At 74.8% G+C, this 19,303-nt stretch carries 16 protein-coding genes; 11 read left to right on the top strand and 5 right to left on the bottom strand.

Annotation, left to right across the window (positions count from 1 at the left end):
• Window positions 1–91 precede the first annotated feature (91 nt).
• A complete protein-coding gene (gene hrpA / locus ACZ6PY_RS25385) occupies window positions 92–4,087 on the bottom strand; it encodes an ATP-dependent RNA helicase HrpA (RefSeq protein ID WP_466075892.1) in 3,996 nt (1,331 codons plus the stop codon).
• Between the two features lie 144 nt (window positions 4,088–4,231).
• Here hrpA and ACZ6PY_RS25380 point away from each other — a divergent pair, with 144 nt between their 5' ends.
• On the top strand, window positions 4,232–4,702 hold the full coding sequence (locus ACZ6PY_RS25380; protein WP_244167727.1) for a cytidine deaminase family protein: 471 nt from the start codon (window positions 4,232–4,234) through the stop codon (window positions 4,700–4,702).
• A gap of 87 nt (window positions 4,703–4,789) precedes the next feature.
• Window positions 4,790–5,620, top strand: coding sequence for a phytanoyl-CoA dioxygenase family protein (locus ACZ6PY_RS25375; RefSeq protein ID WP_466075889.1), 831 nt, complete (start codon window positions 4,790–4,792; stop codon window positions 5,618–5,620).
• Between the two features lie 18 nt (window positions 5,621–5,638).
• On the opposite strand, the gene ACZ6PY_RS25370 is transcribed toward ACZ6PY_RS25375, so the two are convergent.
• Both ACZ6PY_RS25370 and ACZ6PY_RS25365 read right to left on the bottom strand, forming a co-directional pair.
• On the bottom strand, window positions 5,639–5,998 hold the full coding sequence (locus ACZ6PY_RS25370; protein WP_262283686.1) for a YciI family protein: 360 nt from the start codon (window positions 5,996–5,998) through the stop codon (window positions 5,639–5,641).
• Window positions 5,999–6,002: 4 nt separating this feature from the next.
• The gene (locus ACZ6PY_RS25365) at window positions 6,003–6,935 is read right to left on the bottom strand and encodes a MerR family transcriptional regulator (RefSeq protein WP_466075886.1); all 933 of its coding nucleotides are present in this window, start codon (window positions 6,933–6,935) and stop codon (window positions 6,003–6,005) included.
• 123 nt (window positions 6,936–7,058) lie between these two features.
• Between ACZ6PY_RS25365 and ACZ6PY_RS25360 the strand changes: the two genes are divergently transcribed.
• Genes ACZ6PY_RS25360 through ACZ6PY_RS25345 form a run of 4 tightly spaced genes read left to right on the top strand, consistent with a single transcriptional unit; the run spans window position 7,059 to window position 11,024 of the window.
• Window positions 7,059–8,105 carry a FecCD family ABC transporter permease gene (locus ACZ6PY_RS25360; RefSeq protein ID WP_466075884.1) on the top strand — a complete coding sequence of 349 codons (1,047 nt, stop codon included), beginning with the start codon at window positions 7,059–7,061 and terminating at the stop codon, window positions 8,103–8,105.
• A complete protein-coding gene (locus ACZ6PY_RS25355) occupies window positions 8,102–9,202 on the top strand; it encodes a FecCD family ABC transporter permease (protein WP_466075880.1) in 1,101 nt (366 codons plus the stop codon). The genes ACZ6PY_RS25360 and ACZ6PY_RS25355 overlap by 4 nt, the downstream gene beginning before the upstream one ends.
• On the top strand, window positions 9,199–10,041 hold the full coding sequence (locus ACZ6PY_RS25350; RefSeq protein WP_466075877.1) for an ABC transporter ATP-binding protein: 843 nt from the start codon (window positions 9,199–9,201) through the stop codon (window positions 10,039–10,041). Before ACZ6PY_RS25355 ends, ACZ6PY_RS25350 begins: the two co-directional genes overlap by 4 nt.
• Window positions 10,042–10,079: 38 nt before the next feature.
• Window positions 10,080–11,024 (top strand): ABC transporter substrate-binding protein, encoded by a 945-nt coding sequence (locus ACZ6PY_RS25345; protein WP_466075874.1) that lies wholly within the window; start codon window positions 10,080–10,082, stop codon window positions 11,022–11,024.
• A gap of 56 nt (window positions 11,025–11,080) precedes the next feature.
• Here ACZ6PY_RS25345 and ACZ6PY_RS25340 read toward each other — a convergent pair whose 3' ends face one another.
• Window positions 11,081–11,638 (bottom strand): GNAT family N-acetyltransferase, encoded by a 558-nt coding sequence (locus ACZ6PY_RS25340; protein WP_466075871.1) that lies wholly within the window; start codon window positions 11,636–11,638, stop codon window positions 11,081–11,083.
• The gene (locus tag ACZ6PY_RS25335) at window positions 11,635–13,689 is read right to left on the bottom strand and encodes a penicillin acylase family protein (protein WP_466075865.1); all 2,055 of its coding nucleotides are present in this window, start codon (window positions 13,687–13,689) and stop codon (window positions 11,635–11,637) included. Before ACZ6PY_RS25335 ends, ACZ6PY_RS25340 begins: the two co-directional genes overlap by 4 nt.
• Window positions 13,690–13,788: 99 nt before the next feature.
• On the opposite strand from ACZ6PY_RS25335, the gene ACZ6PY_RS25330 reads away from it, so the two are divergent.
• The 5 genes from ACZ6PY_RS25330 (at window position 13,789) to ACZ6PY_RS25310 (ending at window position 19,298) form a co-directional block, all read left to right on the top strand.
• A complete protein-coding gene (locus tag ACZ6PY_RS25330; RefSeq protein WP_466075860.1) occupies window positions 13,789–14,499 on the top strand; it encodes a siderophore-interacting protein in 711 nt (236 codons plus the stop codon).
• A complete protein-coding gene (locus tag ACZ6PY_RS25325) occupies window positions 14,496–15,755 on the top strand; it encodes an MFS transporter (protein WP_466075853.1) in 1,260 nt (419 codons plus the stop codon). Before ACZ6PY_RS25330 ends, ACZ6PY_RS25325 begins: the two co-directional genes overlap by 4 nt.
• 102 nt (window positions 15,756–15,857) lie before the next feature.
• Entirely contained in the window at window positions 15,858–17,393 is a 1,536-nt protein-coding gene (locus ACZ6PY_RS25320; protein ID WP_466075850.1) for a pyridoxal phosphate-dependent decarboxylase family protein, read from the top strand.
• A gap of 22 nt (window positions 17,394–17,415) precedes the next feature.
• Complete coding sequence (locus ACZ6PY_RS25315; protein WP_466075847.1) at window positions 17,416–18,708, top strand: lysine N(6)-hydroxylase/L-ornithine N(5)-oxygenase family protein; 1,293 nt, start codon at window positions 17,416–17,418, stop codon at window positions 18,706–18,708.
• Window positions 18,709–18,737: 29 nt separating this feature from the next.
• Window positions 18,738–19,298, top strand: a complete 561-nt coding sequence (locus tag ACZ6PY_RS25310) for a GNAT family N-acetyltransferase (RefSeq protein ID WP_466075844.1) — start codon at window positions 18,738–18,740, stop codon at window positions 19,296–19,298.
• The last annotated feature ends 5 nt before the right edge of the window (window positions 19,299–19,303 follow it).

Raw genomic sequence — 19,303 nt, 5'->3', positions numbered from 1 at the left:
GCGGCACCGACGACGAGTTCATCTACGGCATCTGAGCACGAGCACACCCACGGCGGGGTCCGGACACCACCGGGCCCCGCCGTCGCAGCGGTCAGCGGCCCTCGGCGTCGTCCATGGCGCGGTAGATGCGCTGCTCGGAGACCGGGTACGGGGTGCCGAGCGCCTGGGCGAAGACGTTCACCCGCAGCTCCTCGATCATCCAGCGGATCTGCCGGACCGCGGCGGACTGCCGCTTCGACGGGGGCAGCGCGGCGAGCAGGTCCTGGAACTCCTTCTGCACCACGGCGATCCGGTCCTGCTGCTGTTTGTCCCGCTGCGGGTTGCCGGGCAGCCGGTCCAGCCGCCGCTCGATTGCCGTCAGGTAGCGCAGCAGGTCGGGCAGGCGGGCGTACCCGGCCTCGGTGATGAAGCCCTTGTGCACCAGGCCGCCGAGCTGGGCGCGGATGTCGGCCAGCGCGGCCACGACGGCCAGGTTCCGGGTGGCGCCCAGGCGCTGCTCCACCGCGTACGCGGCGGCCAGCACCTGCCGGACCCGGCCCATCACCTCCACCACCGTGTCGACCAGGTCGGCGCGGACCCGCTCCCGCAGGGCGGCGAAGCCTTCGGCGTCCCAGGCCGGGCCGCCCGCGTCCGCCATCAGCTTGTCGATGGCCGCGCCGGCCGCGTCCTCGATCAGCGCCGGCACCCCGCCGTGCGGGTTGCGGGACAGCGCCAGCTTGGCCTCGTTGCTGAGCCGCCCCTGGAGGAACTTCGCCGGGGAGGGCACGGTCAGCCGGAGCAGCCGCCGGGTGCCGGCCCAGTGCGCGGCCTCCTGCTCGGCGGGGGAGTCGAACACCTTCACCCCGACGGTCGTGCCCTCGTCGACCAGGGCCGGGTACGCGGTCACCGCGTAGCCCGCGCGGACCTGCTCGATGGTGCGCGGCAGGGTGCCGACGGACCACTCCGTCAGGCCGGTGCGGGCCACGTCCGGCGCGGCGGCGGCGACGACCTGGCGTACCTCCTGGCGCAGCTCGCGTTGCAGGGCCGGCAGGTCCTTGCCCTCGGCGACCGGCTTGTCGTCCTCGCCGAGCACCCGGAAGGTGACCCGCAGGTGCGGCGGCAGCCGGCCCGGGTCCCAGGCGTCCGCCGGGACGGTCACCCCGGTCATCCGGCGCAGCTGCCGGGTGAGCGCGGCGAGCAGCGGCTCCTCGCCGGGCGTGATCGCCGCGAGGGCCGCGCGGGCGTAGTCGGGCACCGGGACGAAGTTGCGCCGGATCGCCTTGGGCAGCGACCGGATCAGCGCGATCACCAGTTCCTCGCGCAGGCCGGGCACCTGCCAGTCGAAGCTCTCCGCCGGCACCTGGTTGAGCAGCGGCAGCGGGATGTCCACGGTGACGCCGTCGGTGGGGGTGCCCGGGTCGAAGGTGTAGGTCAGCGGCAGGGCGACGCCGTCGGCCCGCCACTCGTCCGGGTAGTCGGTCTCGTCCACCCCGCCCCGCCCGGAGTTGACCAGCAGCTCGCGGGTGAACGTGAGCAGGTCCGGCTGCTCCCGGCGGGCCTTCTTCCACCAGGCGTCGAAGTGCCGGCCGGACACCACGTCGGCGGGGATCCGCTGGTCGTAGAAGTGGTAGATGGTCTCGTCGTCGACCAGGATGTCCCGCCGGCGGGCCCGGTTCTCCAGCTCCTCCACCTCGGCCAGCAGCCGCTGGTTGTCCGCCCAGAACTGGTGGTGGGTCTGCCAGTCGCCCTCCACGAGGGCGTGCCGGAGGAACAGCTCCCGGCTCAGCACCGGGTCGATCCGGCCGAAATTGACCTTGCGGGAGGTGACCAGCGGGATGCCGTAGAGGGTGACCTTCTCGTAGGCCATCACGGCGGCCTGCTTCTTCTCCCAGTGCGGCTCGCTGTAGCTGCGCTTCACGAGGTGCTGGGCGAGCGGCTCGACCCACTCCGGCTCGACCCGGCCGGCCACCCGGCCCCAGAGCCGGGAGGTCTCGACCAGCTCGGCGGCCATCACCCAGCGCGGCGGCTTCCGGAACAGCGCCGAGCCGGGGAAGATCGCGAACTTCGCCCCGCGCGCCCCGAGGTACTCGTGCTTCTGCGCGTCCTTGAGCCCGAGGTGGGAGAGCAGGCCGGGCAGCAGGGACTGGTGCACCTTCGGGGTGTCGATCTCCTCGGGCAGGTCCGCGCCGGCCCCGCGCCGGCCGTCACCCTTGTCCGAGGTACGCAGCACCTGGCGCAGCTGGCTGACGATGTCCTGCCATTCGCGCACCCGCAGGTAGTTCAGGTATTCCGCCTTGCACATCCGCCGGAACGCGCTGGAGGACAGGGCCCGCTGCTGCTCGCGCAGGTAGCGCCACAGGTTCAGGTACGCGACGAAGTCCGACTCCTTGTCGGCGAACCGGGCGTGCGCCTGGTCGGCCTGGGCCTGCTTGTCGGCGGGCCGCTCGCGCGGGTCCTGGATGGACAGCGCCGCCGCGATCACGACGACCTCGGTGGCGCAGCCGTTGCGTTCGCCCTCGAGGACCATCCGGGCCAGCCGCGGGTCGACCGGGAGTTGGGCCAGCCGCCGGCCCAGCGGGGTGAGCCGCTTCGCCGGGTCCGTCTCGGCCGGGTCCAGCGCGCCCAGCTCGTGCAGCAGGTTCACGCCGTCGGTGACGTTGCGCCGGTCCGGCGGGTCGATGAACGGGAAGGCGGCGATGTCGCCCAGCCCGATCGAGGTCATCTGGAGGATGACCGAGGCCAGGTTGGTGCGCAGGATCTCCGGGTCGGTGAACTCGGGCCGGGAGGCGAAGTCCGACTCGTCGTAGAGGCGGATGCAGATGCCGTCCGAGGTGCGCCCGCAGCGCCCCTTGCGCTGGTTGGCCGAGGCCTGGGACACCGGCTCGATGGGCAGCCGCTGCACCTTGAGCCGGCTGGAGTAGCGGGAGATCCGGGCCGTACCGGGGTCCACCACGTACTTGATGCCGGGAACGGTCAGCGAGGTCTCCGCGACGTTGGTGGCGAGCACCACCCGGCGCCCGGCGTGCGGGGCGAAGACCCGGTGCTGCTCGGCCGTGGAGAGCCGGGCGTAGAGGGGGAGGATCTCGGTGCCGAGCAGCGAGCGCTTCTTCTGCACCAGCTTGCCGAGCGCGTCGGCGGTGTCCCGGATCTCCCGCTCGCCGCTGAGGAAGACCAGGATGTCGCCGGGCCCCTCGGCGGCCAGTTCCTCGACCGCGTCGCCGATGGCCTGGATCTGGTCCCGGACGTTCTCCTCGTCCCCGTCGTCCTCCTCCTCGCCCTCGACGACCTCGACCAGCGGGCGGTAGCGCACCTCCACCGGATAGGTCCGGCCGGACACCTCGACGACCGGCGCGGGGTTGCCCTCGGCGTCGGCGAAGTGCTTCGCGAACCGGTCGGTCTCGATGGTCGCCGAGGTGATGACCACCTTGAGGTCGGGGCGGCGGGGCAGCAGCTGCCGGAGGTAGCCGAGGATGAAGTCGATGTTGAGGCTGCGCTCGTGCGCCTCGTCGATGATCAACGTGTCGTACTGGCGCAGCATCCGGTCGGTCTGCAGCTCGGCCAGCAGGATGCCGTCGGTCATCAGCTTGACCAGGCTGTTGTCGCCGACCTGGTCGGTGAAGCGCACCTTGTAGCCGACCACGTCGCCCAGCTCGGTGCCGAGCTCCTCGGCGATCCGGTCCGCCACCGTCCGCGCGGCGAGCCGGCGGGGCTGGGTGTGGCCGATCAGCCCGGTGACGCCGCGGCCCAGCTCCAGGCAGATCTTGGGCAGCTGGGTGGTCTTGCCGGAGCCCGTCTCGCCGGCCACGATCACCACCTGGTGGTCGCGGATGGCGGCGGCGATGTCGTCCTTGCGCTCGCTGACCGGCAGCTGCGCCGGATAGGTGATCGTGGGCACGGCGGCCCGCCGGGCGGCCAGCTGGGCCTCGGCCCGGGCCACGTCGGCCGCGATCTCGGCCAGCGCCGACTCCCGCCGCTGCGGGTCCCGCAGCTTCCGTACCCCGTCGAGCCGCCGCTGGAGCCGGCGCTGGTCGCGGAACATCAGGGCGGGGAGGCGGCGGTGCAGGTCGCGGGCGGTCTCGGGTACGGCGGGTGCGGCTGGATTCTGCATGACGTCGCCAAGGATAGGCAGGCGTGCGGCGGAGCGCCCCCGGGTTACCGGCGACCGCGGCCGTCCGCGCGCCCTCCCAGGTGGGAGCGGGTGGCCGGGCTAGAGTTTCCGCCGAGGCGAGGTCGACGACGGGACGGGATGATCATGCGGGACACCGACCGGGCGCTGGTGCAGGCCGCGATGGCCGTCGCCAAGCTGCGCTGCCGCAGCGACAACCACACCGTCGCCGCCGCCGCGCGGACCACCGACGGCCGGGTCTTCAGCGGCGTCAACGTCTACCACTTCACCGGCGGCCCGTGCGCCGAGGTGGTGGCCATCGGGGCCGCCGCCACGCAGGGCGCGGGGGACCTGGAGACCATCGTCGCGGTAGGGGACCGGGGCCGGGGCGTCATCCCGCCGTGCGGCCGGTGCCGGCAGGTGCTTCTCGACTACTTCCCGTCGATCCGGGTGATCGTCGGCCCGCCGGACGCGCTGCGGGCGGTCCCGGTGACCGACCTGCTGCCCGAGACGTACGTCTGGTCGGACCACCAGGTGGAGGTGCCGGTCGGGCCGCCGCGCACCGGGGTGTGGCCGATGCCGGTGGTGCCGGGCAGCCGCCAGGCCGCCGAGGACTGAGCCCGCTCGCACGAGCGCCGTCGCCCGGTCTTGCGAGGGTTCTACAACGTTGTAATACTCGGGTCGTCCCCGTCACGAGGAGGCCCGATGACATCGCAGCTGATCGAGGACGAGACCCCTGTCGAGGCCCTCGGTGACCTCTACCGCGACGGCATCACCGCCTGCCGTGGCGCCTTCGGCGTCGACTGGGTCGCGCGGGTCGACGAGGACATCGACGCCGCGTTCCGGGAGGCCCGGGCCCGCCCCGACGGCGCGGTCGGCCGGGGCCCGGAGCGCTGGTACGTCGAGATCCACCCGGAGCAGCTGCGCGGCTTCGTCGACCTGGTCACCCACCCGTGGGTGGTGTCGGTGTGCCGCGCGGTGCTCGGCCCCGACTACGAGATCGTCGAGCTGGGGTTCGACATCCCGTTCCCCGGCGCGAAGACGCAGCCGTGGCACCGGGACTTCCCGATGCCCGAGGAGACCCGCCTGCGACGCCGGCTCACCTCGCTGGCCTTCAACCTGACCACCGTGGACACCGTGGAGGAGATGGGGCCGTTCGAGATCGCCCCGGGCACCCAGTGGGACGACGGCCGCGACTTCGACCACGAGATGTTCCCGCCGAAGGACCGGTACCCCCGCTACGAGGCCCGCGCGGTCCGCAAGTACCCGAGGCGCGGCGACATCTCGGCGCGCTCCGCGCTGACCATCCATCGGGGCACCCCGAACGTCAGCCGGCTGGCCCGGCCCGTGCTGGTGCTCGGCGTCGACGCGCCGGGCGCCGGCAACGCCGCGCACCACGACATGGCGGTCACCCGGGACTACTGGGCGGGCCTGCCGGAAGCGGTCCGGGCGCACCTGCGCTGCCCCGTGGTCGACACCCTCGTGCCGATCCGCCAGAAGCACACCATCGAGGGGCTGGTGATGGGCGCCGAGTGAGGGCGCGGCGGCGGGCGGTCAGTCGCCGGCCGCCGCCTCCAGCATCGAGCGGGGCACCGGCACCTGCTCGAAGCGGACGTTGCCCTCCGGCACCATCCAGCTCAGCACCTGCGCCTCCAGCCGCCCGGCGCGGACGGCCGGGTCGTTGGCGTAGAGGTCGCGGGCCATCTGCGGGTCGACCGAGAGCACGGCGATCCCGCGGATCCGCTCGTCGTCACCACCGAGGAAGGGGCCGGCCGCGAGCACGGCCCCCTGCTCCACGAGCCCGGCCTGGTGTGCCAGGTGCGCGTCCTGGAGCCGGTCGAGCGCGTCCTGGGGCAGGTCGGGCGCGTCGTCCGGCCGGACCAGGAGCACCACGGTGTGCTGGTCGAATCGCATGCCCTCAGGGTAGGGGCTGCCGGGCCCGCAGCGCCCGGATCGACCAGTCGAGCACCGGGGTCAGGCTCTCCACCGGCGGCCACCCGTTGACCAGCGAGAGCAGGCGCAGGTACCGCTCCCGGCGCGGGTCGGCGGCCGCCTCCAGCCGGTCCAGCAGCCGCCGCCGCAGGTCGGCGTCGTCCGGTCGGCCGCACAGCCGCGCGTACCGGCTCGCGGCCGCGGCGACGACCGGGTCGGCTCCGGGCGAGACCGGGTCGACGCCGGCGGCCAGCGCCGGGGTGACCTGCTCCCGGACCACGGCCACCGCGTCCCGGCGGACCCCCGGCGCGCCGGCCCGGTCGGCCGCGTGCTGCTCCGCCAGCCGCCGCAGGCCGGCCCGGAAGCCCGGGTCCAGGGCCAGCTCGGCCAGTTCCACCCACGCCTCGACCTGCTCGTCGGTGGGGTCGTCGGGCAGTTCGGGGGTGAGCGAGCGGCGGATCCCCGCGAACCCCGGTTCGTCCAGGCCGGCGAAGGCGGCGTCGAGGAACTCGTCGATCAGCCGCCGCCGTTCCGCCGCGGCCAGCCCGGCCAGCCGGTGCAGGAGTTCCGCCCGGGCGGCGGTGGACCCGCGCCGGGCGACCACGGTGAGCACCGCGCGGCGCAGCCGCAGCACCCGGATCTGGGTGGCCAGGGCGTCGGCGTGCGCCGCGGCGACCTCGGCCAGCCCGACCTCCCGCTCCACCACCCGGCGCACCGTCGGCAGGTCCACGCCCAGCTCACGCAGGGTCCGGACCAGTTCCAGGCGGGCCAGGGCGTCCCCGCCGTAGCGGCGGTGACCGGTCGGGCCACGGTCGGTCGGCGGCACGATCCCGCGGTCGGACCAGAAGCGGATGGTCTTCACCGGCAACCCGGTCCGCCGGGCCAGGTCGCCGATCGAATAGCGCGTCACACCGTCCATGCCGCCCACCCTGCCGCCTCCCCCCGGTGGAGGCGCAACCGCGCATCGACGACAGCGAGTTAGGCCTGCCTAACCAGCTCGGTTAAGGTAAGGCGTACCTAATCCGAGAGGCGAGCACCCCCTGTGACCACCGTCGCCGTCCGGTCCGCCCGGGCCGACGCCCCCACCCGCCGCGGCACGCCCCGCCGCCTCGCGGTCACCGTGGCGGCGGCCCTCCTGCTCGTCGCCGCGCTGCTGGCCAGCCTGGCGCTCGGCAGCCGCCACCTCCCCGTCGACCAGGTGTGGCACGCCCTGGTCGCCCCGGACGGCGGCGACGCCACCACCGTGGTCCGCGAGCTGCGGCTGCCGCGGACCGCCCTGGGGCTGGTCGTCGGGGTCGCCCTGGCCCTGGCCGGGGTGCTCTTCCAGGCCGTCACCCGCAACCCCCTGGCCGAGCCGCGCATCCTCGGCGTCAGCGCGGGTGCGTCGTTCGGGGTGGTGCTGGCCATCGCCGTGTTCGGTGTGAGCACGCTCACCGGGTACGTCTGGTTCGGCATCGCCGGCGCGCTGCTCGCCGGGCTGCTGGTCTTCGCCGTGGCCAACCGCACCCGTGAGGGCGCCAGCCCGGTCACCCTCGCGCTGGTCGGCGCGGCGCTCGACGCCGGTCTCGGCGCCGTCGTGTACGCGCTGCTCAGCATCGACGCCCGCACCTTCGAGGAGTACCGGTTCTGGGTGGTCGGCGGCCTCACCGGCCGGGACGTCGGCGTCGCCGGGCAGGTGCTCCCGTTCGTCCTGGCCGGCACGGTCCTCGCGGCGCTGGCCGCCCGCGGGCTGGACGCGCTGGCCCTCGGCGACGACGTCGCCCGCGGCCTCGGCCACCGGATCGCCCTGGTCCGCCTCGCCGCCGGTGGCGGCGGGGTGCTGCTCACCGGCGCCGCGGTGGCCGCCGCCGGGCCGATCGCCTTCGTCGGGCTGGCCGTGCCGCACCTGGCCCGGGCCCTGGTCGGCGCCGACCACCGGTGGACCCTGCTGGTCGCCGCGCTGCTCGGGCCGACCCTGGTGCTGGGGGCCGACGTGGTCGGCCGGCTGGTCGCCCCGCCCGGCGAGGTCCCGGCCGGGATCATCACGGCGCTGGTCGGCGCGCCGCTGCTCGCCTTCCTGGTCCGCCGCGCCAAGGTCGTGACGGCGTGAGCGCGCGGAGTGCGCCGGGTCTGCGCGCCCCGCAGTCGCCACCGACAGAAGCGCTGCGTACGTCCGGCGCCCTGGCGGGGCGGTCGCTGCTGCGGGTCGGTCCGGTGGCCGTCCCGGTGCGCCGCCGGCCGGTGCTGGTCGCCGGCACGCTCGTCCTGCTGCTCGCCGCCGCCGTGGTGCTCAGCCTCTCGCTCGGCACCCCGTACGTGGCCCCGGCCGACGTGCTGCGCGCGCTCTCCGGCGCCGGCACCCCGTACGACCTCGTGGTGCTCGACCTGCGGCTGCCCCGCGCGGTGCTCGCGGCGCTGGCCGGGGCCGCGTTCGGCGTGGCCGGCACCCTGATCCAGAGCGTGGCCCGCAACCCCCTGGCCAGCCCCGACGTCATCGGGGTGACCCAGGGTGCCGGCCTGGCCGCCACGGCGGCCCTGACCGGTGGCGCCGCGGCCGTCCTGGTGGCGCCGGCCGCGCTGGTCGGCGGCCTGGTGGCGGCCGTCCTGGTGTTCGCCCTCGGCGCGCGGCACGGTCTGGCCGCGCAGCGCTTCGTGCTGGCCGGCGTGGCGGTGGCGTTCGCGCTCCGCGCGCTGACCGAGGTGGTGATGCTCTCGGCCGACCCGATCGACGGGCTGCGCGCCCAGCTCTGGCTGATCGGCACGCTGGCCGGCAAGGGCTGGACCGAGGCGGCCTGGATCGCCGGCACGCTCGCCGCGCTGCTGCCCGTCCTGCTCTGGGCGGGGTGGGCCCTGCGCAGCACCGCGCTGGACGACGACACCGCCCGGGGGATCGGGCTGCGCCCGGTGGCCCGCCGGATCGGGCTGGCCGCCACCGGCGTGCTGGCCGCCGCCACCGTCACGGCCCAGGTGGGCGCGGTGGACTTCGTGGCGCTTGTCGCCCCGCAGGTGGCCCGGCGGCTGGTGCGGGCGGAGCGACCGCCGCTGCTCTGCTCCGCCCTGCTCGGCGCGCTGCTGCTGGTGCTGGCCGACCTGGCGGGCCGTCGGCTGTTCGCTCCGACCCAGCTTCCGGCCGGCGTGCTCACCGCGGCGATCGGCGGCCCGTACCTGATCTTCCTGCTGCTGCGGACCCGAGGGAGGCGGTCGTGACCGCGCTGCTGTCCACCCGCGACCTGGTCGTCGGCTACGAGTCCCGGACCGTGCTCGACGGGCTGGACCTCGACCTGCCCGCCGACGCCTTCACGGTGATCGTCGGGCCGAACGCCTGCGGCAAGTCCACCCTGCTGCGCACCATGGCCCGGCTGCTCACCCCGCGCCGCGGCGCGGTGCTGCTCGACGGCACGGCGATCCGCGACGTGCCCACCCGCGAGGTGGCCCGGCGGCTCGGCGTGCTGCCGCAGAGCCCGCTGGTGCCCGAGGGGATCACCGTCGCCGACCTGGTCGGCCGCGGCCGGCAGCCCTACCAGCGGTGGTGGCGGCAGTGGTCCGCGGAGGACGGCCGGGCCGTCGACGAGGCCATGGCCATGGCCGATGTCGCCGAGCTGGCCGACCGGCCGGTGGACACCCTCTCCGGGGGCCAGCGGCAGCGGGTCTGGATCGCCATGACCCTGGCCCAGGACACCGACGCGCTGCTGCTGGACGAACCGACCACCTTCCTCGACCTGGCCCACCAGGTGGAGGTGCTGGACCTGCTGCACCGGCTGCGCGCCGAGCGGGGCCGGACCGTGGTCGCCGTGCTGCACGACCTCAACCAGGCCGCCCGCTACGCCGACCACCTGGTCGCCATGCGGGCCGGCGCGGTCGTCGCCGCCGGGCCGCCGCGCGAGATCCTCACGGCCGACCTGGTCCGCGACGTCTTCGGGCTCGACTGCGTGGTCGTGCCCTGCCCGGTCACCGGCGCCCCGCTCGTGGTGCCGGCCCTGACGCACACCTCGGCCGCTCCGGCCGCCACGCCGGCCCCGGCCGGCGCCTCCGCCGGCGACGCGTGACCGCGCGCCGGCCCGTACCCGTCATGAAAGGACCTTTGATGCGTCGTCTCGCCGTCGCTCTCACCGCGGCCCTCGCCCTCGGCGTGGGCCTCACCGCCTGCGGGGAGAGCGATCCCGTCTCCGGCACCAGCGCCGGGGAGACCCGGGAGATCACCCACGCCATGGGCACCACCAAGGTGCCCGCCGAGCCGAAGCGCGTCGTGGTGCTCGACACCGACAAGATCGACACCGCGCTCTCGCTGGGCGTCACCCCGGTCGGCGCGGCCACCGCCGGCGAGGCGAAGAGCTGGCCCACCTACTTCGGCGCGGACAAGCTGGCCGGCATCAAGGAGGTCGGGGTGCTCACCGAGCCCGACCTGGAGGCGATCAACGCGCTCAAGCCGGACCTGATCCTCGGCAGCAAGTTCCGCCAGGAGAAGTTCTACGACGAGCTGTCCGCCATCGCCCCGACGGTGTTCACCGAGAAGGTGGGCATCACCTGGAAGGAGAACTTCCTCCTCGACGGCAAGGCCCTCGGCAGGGAGCAGCAGGCCAAGGACCAGCTCGCCGCGTACGAGAAGCGGGCCAGGGAGTTCGGCGCGAAGCTCGGCGACGCCCCGTCGCGGAAGGTCTCCATCGTGCGCTTCATCCCGGGCAACATCCGGGTCTACGGCCCGGACTCGTTCTCCGGCATCGTGGTCGGCGACACCGGCCTGGGCCGCCCCGCGCGGCAGCTGCTGGAGGGCAAGGAGGACAAGCGCTTCGACCTGGTCAGCCCCGAGCGGGTCAACGAGGTCGACGGCGACGTGGTCTTCGTGACCGCGTACGGCGAGAAGGCCGCCGCCGAGCAGACGAAGGTCACGGCCGGCAGCCTCTGGCAGGGCCTGTCCGCGGTGAAGGCGGGCAAGGCGCACGTGGTCTCCGACGAGGTCTGGATGACCGGCATCGGTGTCGGCGCCGCCAACAAGATCCTGGACGACCTGGAGAAGTACCTGGCCGCCTGAGCCACCGGCGACCGTCCGCGCCCGCCCGGCACCGTGCCGGGCGGGCGCTGTCGTCCTCAGGCCGGGAGCGGGTGGTCGGCCTCGAACCGGTCCCGGGTGAGGAAGGCGAGCTGGGCCCGCTTGTCCGGCATGTCGATCTCGGCGTCGAAGGTGAAGCCCTCCCGCTCCAGCCGGCGCAGCGCGCGCTCGTTGCGCACGTCCGGTTCGACGACGATGCGCTTCCGCGTCGGGTCGGTGAAGAGGAAGCGAGCCAGGGCCGGCCCGACCGCCGAGGTGAGGCCGGGGAGCTGCCGGCCGGGCACGAGCAGCAGGTGCATCCCGATGTCGCCGGCGCGGACCGGGTAGCGCTCACCGACCGGGTCGGCCTCGGGCTGGTAGGTCTGGAAGAGGCCGACCGGCGTCCCGTCCAGGGCGATCAGGTACGCGTGGTGCGTGGTCAGCCCGTCGAGGAACGTGTAGACCTCCCGCACCTCCCCCTCGGTGTGCTCGCCCATGCCCCAGAACCGGGCCCAGGGCTGGGTCACCCAGCCGTGCAGCAGCGCCGCGTCGGTCGCCGGCTCGACCGGGACGAGCCGCAGCTCGCCGAGGCCGGGCAGCTTCTCCTGGTACGTCATGACGGGTCTCCTTCTCGCGTGAGGTCCGCGTCGGGCACCGGGATCAGCTCGCCGGCCGCCCAGCGCGGCAGTTGGTCGTCGAAGTGCGGGTCGCCGGCGCGGCCGGAGGCGCCGAACGGCACCACCCAGCGGCTGCGCGAACGGTCGGTGAGGTCCCAGACGTAGCGGGCCACCGGGCCGCGCCAGCACGCGTCGGAGACCCCGGGGACGCTGGAGGTGGCGAGCACGCAGTCGGTGTCGCCGCCGAGGGTCACCCGCTCGCGCATCGCCGCCACGGCGGCGTCGACCTCGGGGGCCGCGCCGAGGTGCACGGGGTGCAGGCGGTGCCGCGCGCCCCACGCCGGGGCCGGGTTGGCGGCCGCCACCTCGGCCAGCGCCGCCGCGGCGATCCCGCCGACGTCCACCCCGAGCCGGTCCGCCCCGGCGACCAGGCCGTCGAGGGCGTGCCCGAGCCGGGCGAGGGGGTCGGTCCACGGCGCGAACAGCGCGTCGTACCGGGCCGGCGTGCGCAGCGGGCGCAGCCGCGGATGGTCGTGCAGCCGGCGGACCAGCGCGGTCCGCCAGGCCGCCCAGGCGCCGGCGTCGGTGCTGTCGGCGGCCATCCGGCCGTCCCAGGCGCGCAGCCGGTCCCGCAGCGTCCGCGCGGCCGGGTCGAGGGCCGCCGGGTCGAGCCGGTCGAGCGCCGCCCGCAGCGGGCCGGCGGCCAGCCGGGTGTCGACGTGCACGGCGTCGGAGGGCACGTCCGCGGCGAGCAGGTCCCGGATCCGCGCGGCGCGGTGCGGGGGCGCGAAGTCGACCCCGAGGTCGGCCACGTCGTCGCGCCGGTCGTTGGCGCAGACCGCCACGCCGGCCACCTCGACCGGCTTGGCCTCGGCGTACCGGCCGGACCACCGGTAGCGGGGTTCCCAGCCGGGCACCGGCACCCACCGGCAGCGGTCGTCGCGCAGCGGCACCAGCCCGGCGACGAGCTGCCGGACACCGCCGTGCCGGTCGGCCACCAGCACGCTGTTGACCGGCTCGACCCAGCCGCGCAGCGCCTCGGTCACGTCGTCCACGGTCCGCGCCCGCAGCAGCGGCAGCAGCGCGTCGAAGCCGAGGTCCGCCTCGACCCGGGCGGGGGTCCGCAGGCTGAGCGCCTCGCCGGTGTGCCGGTCGTGGTCGACCACCGGGCCGCGCGGGGTCTCGATCACCTCGACCCGCTCGGGGGCGCCGCCGCGGACGCGGATGCGCTCGACGTGGTGGCGGGCCGGCAGCCAGCCCTCGGCGTCCCGGACCAGCACCCGCCCGCCGTCGCGGCGCAACCGCTCGCGGTAGACGTCCTGGTAGTCGGCCATCGCGTTGGTGACCGCCCAGGCCACCTCGCCGGCGTGGCCGAAGTGCGGCAGCCCCGGCACGCCGGGGAAGGCGAACCCGAGCACGTCGAACTCGGGGCAGGCCAGCCGGACCTGCTGGTAGATCCCGGGCAGTTCCAGCACCCGGTGCGGGTCGCCGGCCAGCACCGGCCCCCGGCCGGCGGCCGGGTCGCCGGGCACCACCCAGGCGTTGCTGCCCGACCCGCCCGGTCCCTCGACCGCGAACAGGCCGGTCGCCGCCGGGCCGAGGGTGGCCTCCACGTGGGCCCGCCAGAGCTTGTTGGGGAAGGTGCCGAAGAGGATGTGCTGGACCAGGAAGACGCCGAGCGGGGACCACGGCCGCCACCGGCCGGGGGCGCAGCCGGTCGCCGCGAACTCGGGGGCGCCGGTCGCGCCCTCGGCGAGTCCGGCGTTCACCCCGTCGACGTACGCGGTGACCCAGCGGCGGGTTGCGGGGGAGAGCCGCCGGAAGCAGCGGGCGGCGGTGTCGGCGAGGCGGGCCCGCCGGGCGAACCGGTCCCAGCCCAGTTCGGCGGGGCCGAGGTGTTCGGCCAGCCGCCCCTCGGCACGCCACCGCTCGACCTCGATCTGCCAGGCCCGGTCGAGCGCGGCCGCGCGGCCCTGGAGCCGGGCCAGCTCCTCGACGGTGTCCCCCCACAGCTGCGGCACGCCCCAGGCGTCACGCCGGATGCCGGTCACCGGCCGGCCGTCGCGGACACGTCACCGGCCGGCCACATCATGAACATCAACTTAGGTTACCCTCCCCTAACTAAGCCAGACCTTACCTGGAGGGGTCCCGTGAAGCGGAACTGGGAAGCGCTCGTGCTGCGCGCCATGGGCGGGCGGAACTTCCGGCTCACCGTGCTCGACACCGAGCCGGTCGGCGACCGGTACCGGCGGCTGCTGATGGACGGCGGCGACCTGCTGGACGCCTGCGGCGTGCACCCCACCATGTGGATCCGCCTGTGGTTCGACAACGACGGCAAGCCGCACCAGCGGGCGTACACCCTGGTCGACCCCGACCCGGCCACCGGCCGGTTCCACCTGGAGTTCGCCCTCCACGACGGGTGCGCCGCCCGCTGGGCGGAGACCGCGGCCGCCGGTGACACCGTCGAGGCCACCGTCCAGGGCAGCGCCTTCGCCCTGCCCGAGCCGGCCCCGCGCCACCTCTACCTGGTCGGCGACGCCGCCTCGCTGCCGGCGGTGAACAGCCTGCTCGACGCCGCCGCCGACGTGCCGGCCACGGTCTGGCTGGAGTACGCCCACGACGGCGAGCGGGCGCTGGCCCCGCGCGCCCGCGAGCACCACGACGTCACCTGGATCCCGCGCGGCGCCGACGGCGAGGGCCTCGTGAAGACCGTCCGGGACGCGCTGCCGGCCGCCGGCGACGCGCACTACTGGGTGGCCGCCGAGGCGGCCAGCACCCGGGACATCACCCGGCATCTGCGCCGCACCCTCGGCGTCGGGAAGCACCAGGTGACCTCGCTCGGCTACTGGAGCGCCCGGTGACCGGCCGCCTGGGCACCCTGACCACGCTCTACGTCACCCAGTACCTCGGGGTGGGCTTCATCACCGTCGGGCTCACCGCGATCCTGCGCGACGGCGGCACCTCCCTGGAGACCCTCGCGCTGCTCCAGATCGTCGGTCTCGTGTGGCCGGTCAAGTTCCTCTGGGCCCCGATCCTCGACCGGTACGGCTCGCGCCACCGCGGGCACTACCGCTCCTGGCTGCTGGTGCTCCAGACCGGGCTGGTGCTGGCGCTGGCCGCGCTGCTGCCCTTCGACCGCCCCGCCGACCAGCTCGGCCCGGTCGTCGCGGTCTGCCTCGCGTACGTGCTGCTCTCCGCCACCCAGGACATCGCCGTGGACGCCGTGGCCGTGCGGCTGCTCCCGGCCGGCGCCCGCGGCACCGGCAACGGCATCCAGGTCGCCGCGAGCTACCTGGGCAACCTGCTCGGCGGCGGCGCCTGCGTGGTGGTCTACGACCGGTACGGCTGGCGACCGGCGATCCTGCTGCTGGCCGGCCTGACCGCGGTCGGCCTGCTGGTGGTGTGGCGGTTCCGCGAGCCGCCCAGGACCGACCGGGTGCCCTCCACGGCGCACGCCTACCGGGCGCTGCTGTCCGTGTTCGCCCAGCCGGGCTGCCGGTGGTGGACCTTCGGCGTGGTGCCCCTGCTCTACGTCGGGGCCGGCGCGGCCTACGCGCTGGTCAGCCCGGCGCTGGTCGACGCCGGCTGGTCGCTCGCGCGGATCGGCGTGGTCACCGGCGTGGTGACCAGCGTGCCGGCGATCGCGGCCGGCCTGCTGGCCGGGCTCGGCATCGGCCGGTACGGCCGCGCCCGCGTGCTGGTGGTGGCCGGCGCCGCCCTGGTGGGGTCCACGCTGCTGCTGCTGCCGCTGCTCACCGGGCGCGCGCCGCTGGCCGGGACGGTGGTCGCGCTCGGCCTGTTCCTGGCGGCGTACACGGTGGCCAACGTGGTGCTCTACACGGTCAACATGGACTACTCCCGGCCGGGGACCGGCGGCACCGACTTCACGGTGCTCTCCTCGTTCGGGCTGATCTGCTCGTTCGTGGCCGCCTCGGCCGGCCTGGCGGCGGCCGACCGGCTGGGGTACCCGGCGGTCGCCCTCGGCTGCGTCGTGCTGGTCGGCCTCGCCGTCGTGGCCGGCGTGGTCCACCAGCGACGCTTCCCGGCCGGGCCGGGGCCGGCCGACGCGACCCGCGCCGGCGTGTCGGCACCCGACCTCTTGACCCCCGCGAGTTAGGTTAGGGTAACCTAACTTCGCGATCATCCCGGACCGCGCGGGATCGCGAGGCGCCGTCGCGCCGTCGCCGTCGTGTCCGCTTCCGACCACTGAGGACTGCCCATGAGCCTGCCCGGAGCAACCGTTCCGGCCCCCTCGGCCGGCGCCGGCCCGGCCGCCGCCCGGGACCACCTGTTCACCGCCCGCTCGCTGGACCGCTACCGCGACGTGCTGGCCGAGGGGATCGAGCGGGTGGCCCGCCGGGTGGCGAGCGCCGACCGGCCGTTCACCGGGGTCGGCCCGGACGACCTGGCTCCCCGCGTCGCGGCCGTCGACCTCGACCGGCCGCTCGGCGACACCGGCGCGGCCCTCGACGAACTGCACGACGTCTACCTGCGCGACGCCGTGTTCTTCCACCACCCCCGGTACCTGGCGCACCTGAACTGCCCGGTGGTGATCCCGGCGCTGCTCGGCGAGGCGGTGCTCAGCGCGGTCAACTCCTCGCTGGACACCTGGGACCAGAGCGCCGGCGGCACCCTCATCGAGCGCCGCCTCGTCGACTGGACGGCCGAGCGGATCGGCCTCGGGCCCGCCGCCGACGGGGTGTTCACCAGCGGCGGCACCCACTCCAACCTCCAGGCGCTGCTGCTGGCCCGTGAGGAGACGCGGGCGCGGGCCGGGCTGCGGCCCGGACCGGAGGCGCTGTCCCGGCTGCGGGTGCTCACCTCCGCCGCCGGCCACTTCAGCGTGCAGAAGGCGGCCCGGCTGCTCGGCCTCGGCCCGGACGCGGTCCGCACCGTGGACACCGACGCGCAGCGGCGGATGCGCCCCGACGCGCTGGCCCGGGAGATCGCCCGCTGCCGGGCCGACGGGCTGCTGGTCATGGCCGTCGTGGCCACCGCCGGCACCACCGACTTCGGCAGCATCGACCCGCTGCCGCAGGTCGCCGACATCTGCGCGGCGGCCGGCGTGTGGCTGCACGTCGACGCCGCGTACGGCTGCGGGCTGCTGGTGTCGCCGACCCGCCGGCACCTGCTCGACGGCATCGAGCGGGCCGACTCGGTGACCGTCGACTACCACAAGTCCTTCTTCCAGCCGGTCAGCTCCAGCGCCGTGCTGGTGCGCGACCGCCGGACGCTGCGGCACGCCACCTGGCACGCCGACTACCTCAACCCGGCGCGCGCCGTCGAGCAGCGCATCCCCAACCAGGTCGACAAGAGCCTCCAGACCACCCGCCGCTTCGACGCGCTCAAGCTCTGGCTCACCCTGCGGATCATGGGCGCCGACGCGGTCGGCGCGCTCTTCGACGAGGTGGTGGACCGGGCCGACGAGGCGTGGCGCCTGCTCGACGCCGACCCGCGCTTCGAGGTGGTGACCCGGCCGACGCTGAGCACCCTGGTGTTCCGCTGGCGGCCCGCCGGACTGGCCGCCGACCTCGTCGACGACGCCAACCTGTACGCCCGCGAGGCGCTCGCCGCCTCCGGCGCCGCGCTCGTCGCGGGCACCCGCGTCGACGGCGCCCACCACCTCAAGTTCACAGTGCTCAACCCCGAGACCACCGGGGAGGACGTCGCCGCGGTGCTCGACCTGATCGCCGAACACGCCGGCTGGTACGCCCGCACCCGCACCGCCGACGAGCTGTCCTGCCCGGTCGGCTGACCGGCCCCGCCCTGGAGAACCCATGTCGACCCACGACTTCATCGCCGTCGGGCTGGGCCCGTACAACCTCGGCCTGGCCTGCCTGACCGCCCCGATCGCCGACCTCGACGGCCTCTTCCTGGAGGCCCGCGACGACGTCGATTGGCATCCCGGCATGCTGCTGGAGAGCGCCCACCTGCAGACCCCGTTCCTCGCCGACCTCGTCACGCTCGCCGACCCGACCTCGCCGTTCTCCTTCCTCAGCTATCTGAAGGAGACCGGCCGGCTCTACCCGTTCTACATCCGGGAGAACTTCTTCCCACTGCGCAGCGAGTTCGACGCGTACTGCCGGTGGGCCGCCGCGAAGCTGCCCGGCGTCCGGTTCGGCCACGAGGTCACCGCCATCGAGTACGACCCGACCGACGACCGGTACGTGGTGCACGCCCGGGTGGACGGCCGCGAGGTCAGTCACCGGGCGCGGCGGCTGGTGCTCGGCACCGGCACCCCGCCGCACGTGCCGCCCGCGTGCGCGCGGCTGGGCGGCGACGTGATCCACAACTCGCGGTACCGGGAGCACCGGACGGCGCTGCGCGGCAAGCGGAGCATCACCGTGGTCGGCAGCGGGCAGAGCGCCGCCGAGATCTACCACGACCTGCTCGCCGACATCGACACCCACGGCTACCAGCTGAACTGGGTCACCCGCTCACCGCGCTTCTTCCCGCTCGAATACACCAAGCTCACCCTGGAGATGACCTCTCCGGACTACGTGGACTACTTCCACGCCCTGCCCGAGCCGACCCGCTACCGGCTGGAGACCGAACAGAAGAGCCTGTTCAAGGGCATCGACGCCGAGCTCATCAACGCGATCTTCGACCTGCTCTACGTGAAGAGCGTCGGCGGCCCGGTGCCCACCCGGCTGCTCACCAACACCGAGCTGACCGACGCCGCCCACGACCCGCAGCGCGGGACGTACACGCTGGGACTGCACCACGTCGAGCAGGGGCGCGACTTCACCCTGGAGACCGAGGGGCTGGTCCTCGCCACCGGCTACCGCTACCGGGTGCCCGCCTTCCTCGACCCGATCCGGGACCGGATCCGCTGGGACGGCCACGGCCGCTTCGACGTGGCGCGCAACTACAGCATCGACCACACCGGACGGGGCATCTTCCTGCAGAACGCCGGCACCCACACGCACAGCGTCACCTCACCCGACCTGGGTATGGGCCCCTACCGCAACTCCTGGATCATCCGGGAGCTGACCGGCCGCGAGCACTACCCGATCGAGAAGAGCATCGCGTTCCAGGAGTTCGGCGCACCGGCCGGGGTGGCCCCGTGACCCCGCTGTCGCGACCGGACGATGGCCCCGTGACCGCGCCCGCCCACCGCCGGCACGATCCGCGCCTCGGCGAGTTCAGCCTCCGCCCGCTCGACCCGGACGCCGACGCCGTGCTGCTGCACGGCTGGGTCACCCACCCCAAGGCGGTGTTCTGGATGATGCAGGACGCCGACGTCGCCCGGGTGGCCGAGGAGTACCGGCGAATCGCCGCGCACCCGCACCACGACGCGTACCTCGGGTTCTGGCGGGGCCGGCCGGCGTTCCTCGCCGAGCGCTACGACCCCGCCGAGGTCGAGCTGGTCGGCCTCTACGACCCGGTCGAGGGCGACGTGGGGATGCACTTCCTCTGCGCGCCCGCCGAGGCGCCGGTGCACGGCTTCACCCTCGCCGTGCTCACCACGGTGCTGGACTGGCTCTTCGCCGACCCGGCCACCCGCCGGGTGGTGGTCGAACCCGACGTGCGCAACACCGCCGTGCACGCGTTGAACGCGGCCGTCGGCTTCACCGTCGTCGGCCCGATCGCCAAGCCCGAGAAGACCGCCCTGCTGAGCGTCTGCACCCGCGCCCAGTTCCTGGCCGCCACCCGTTGAGAGGT

The organism is Micromonospora sp. NPDC048907, from assembly GCF_055586885.1.
This window is presented reverse-complemented; position numbering and strand designations above follow the sequence as displayed.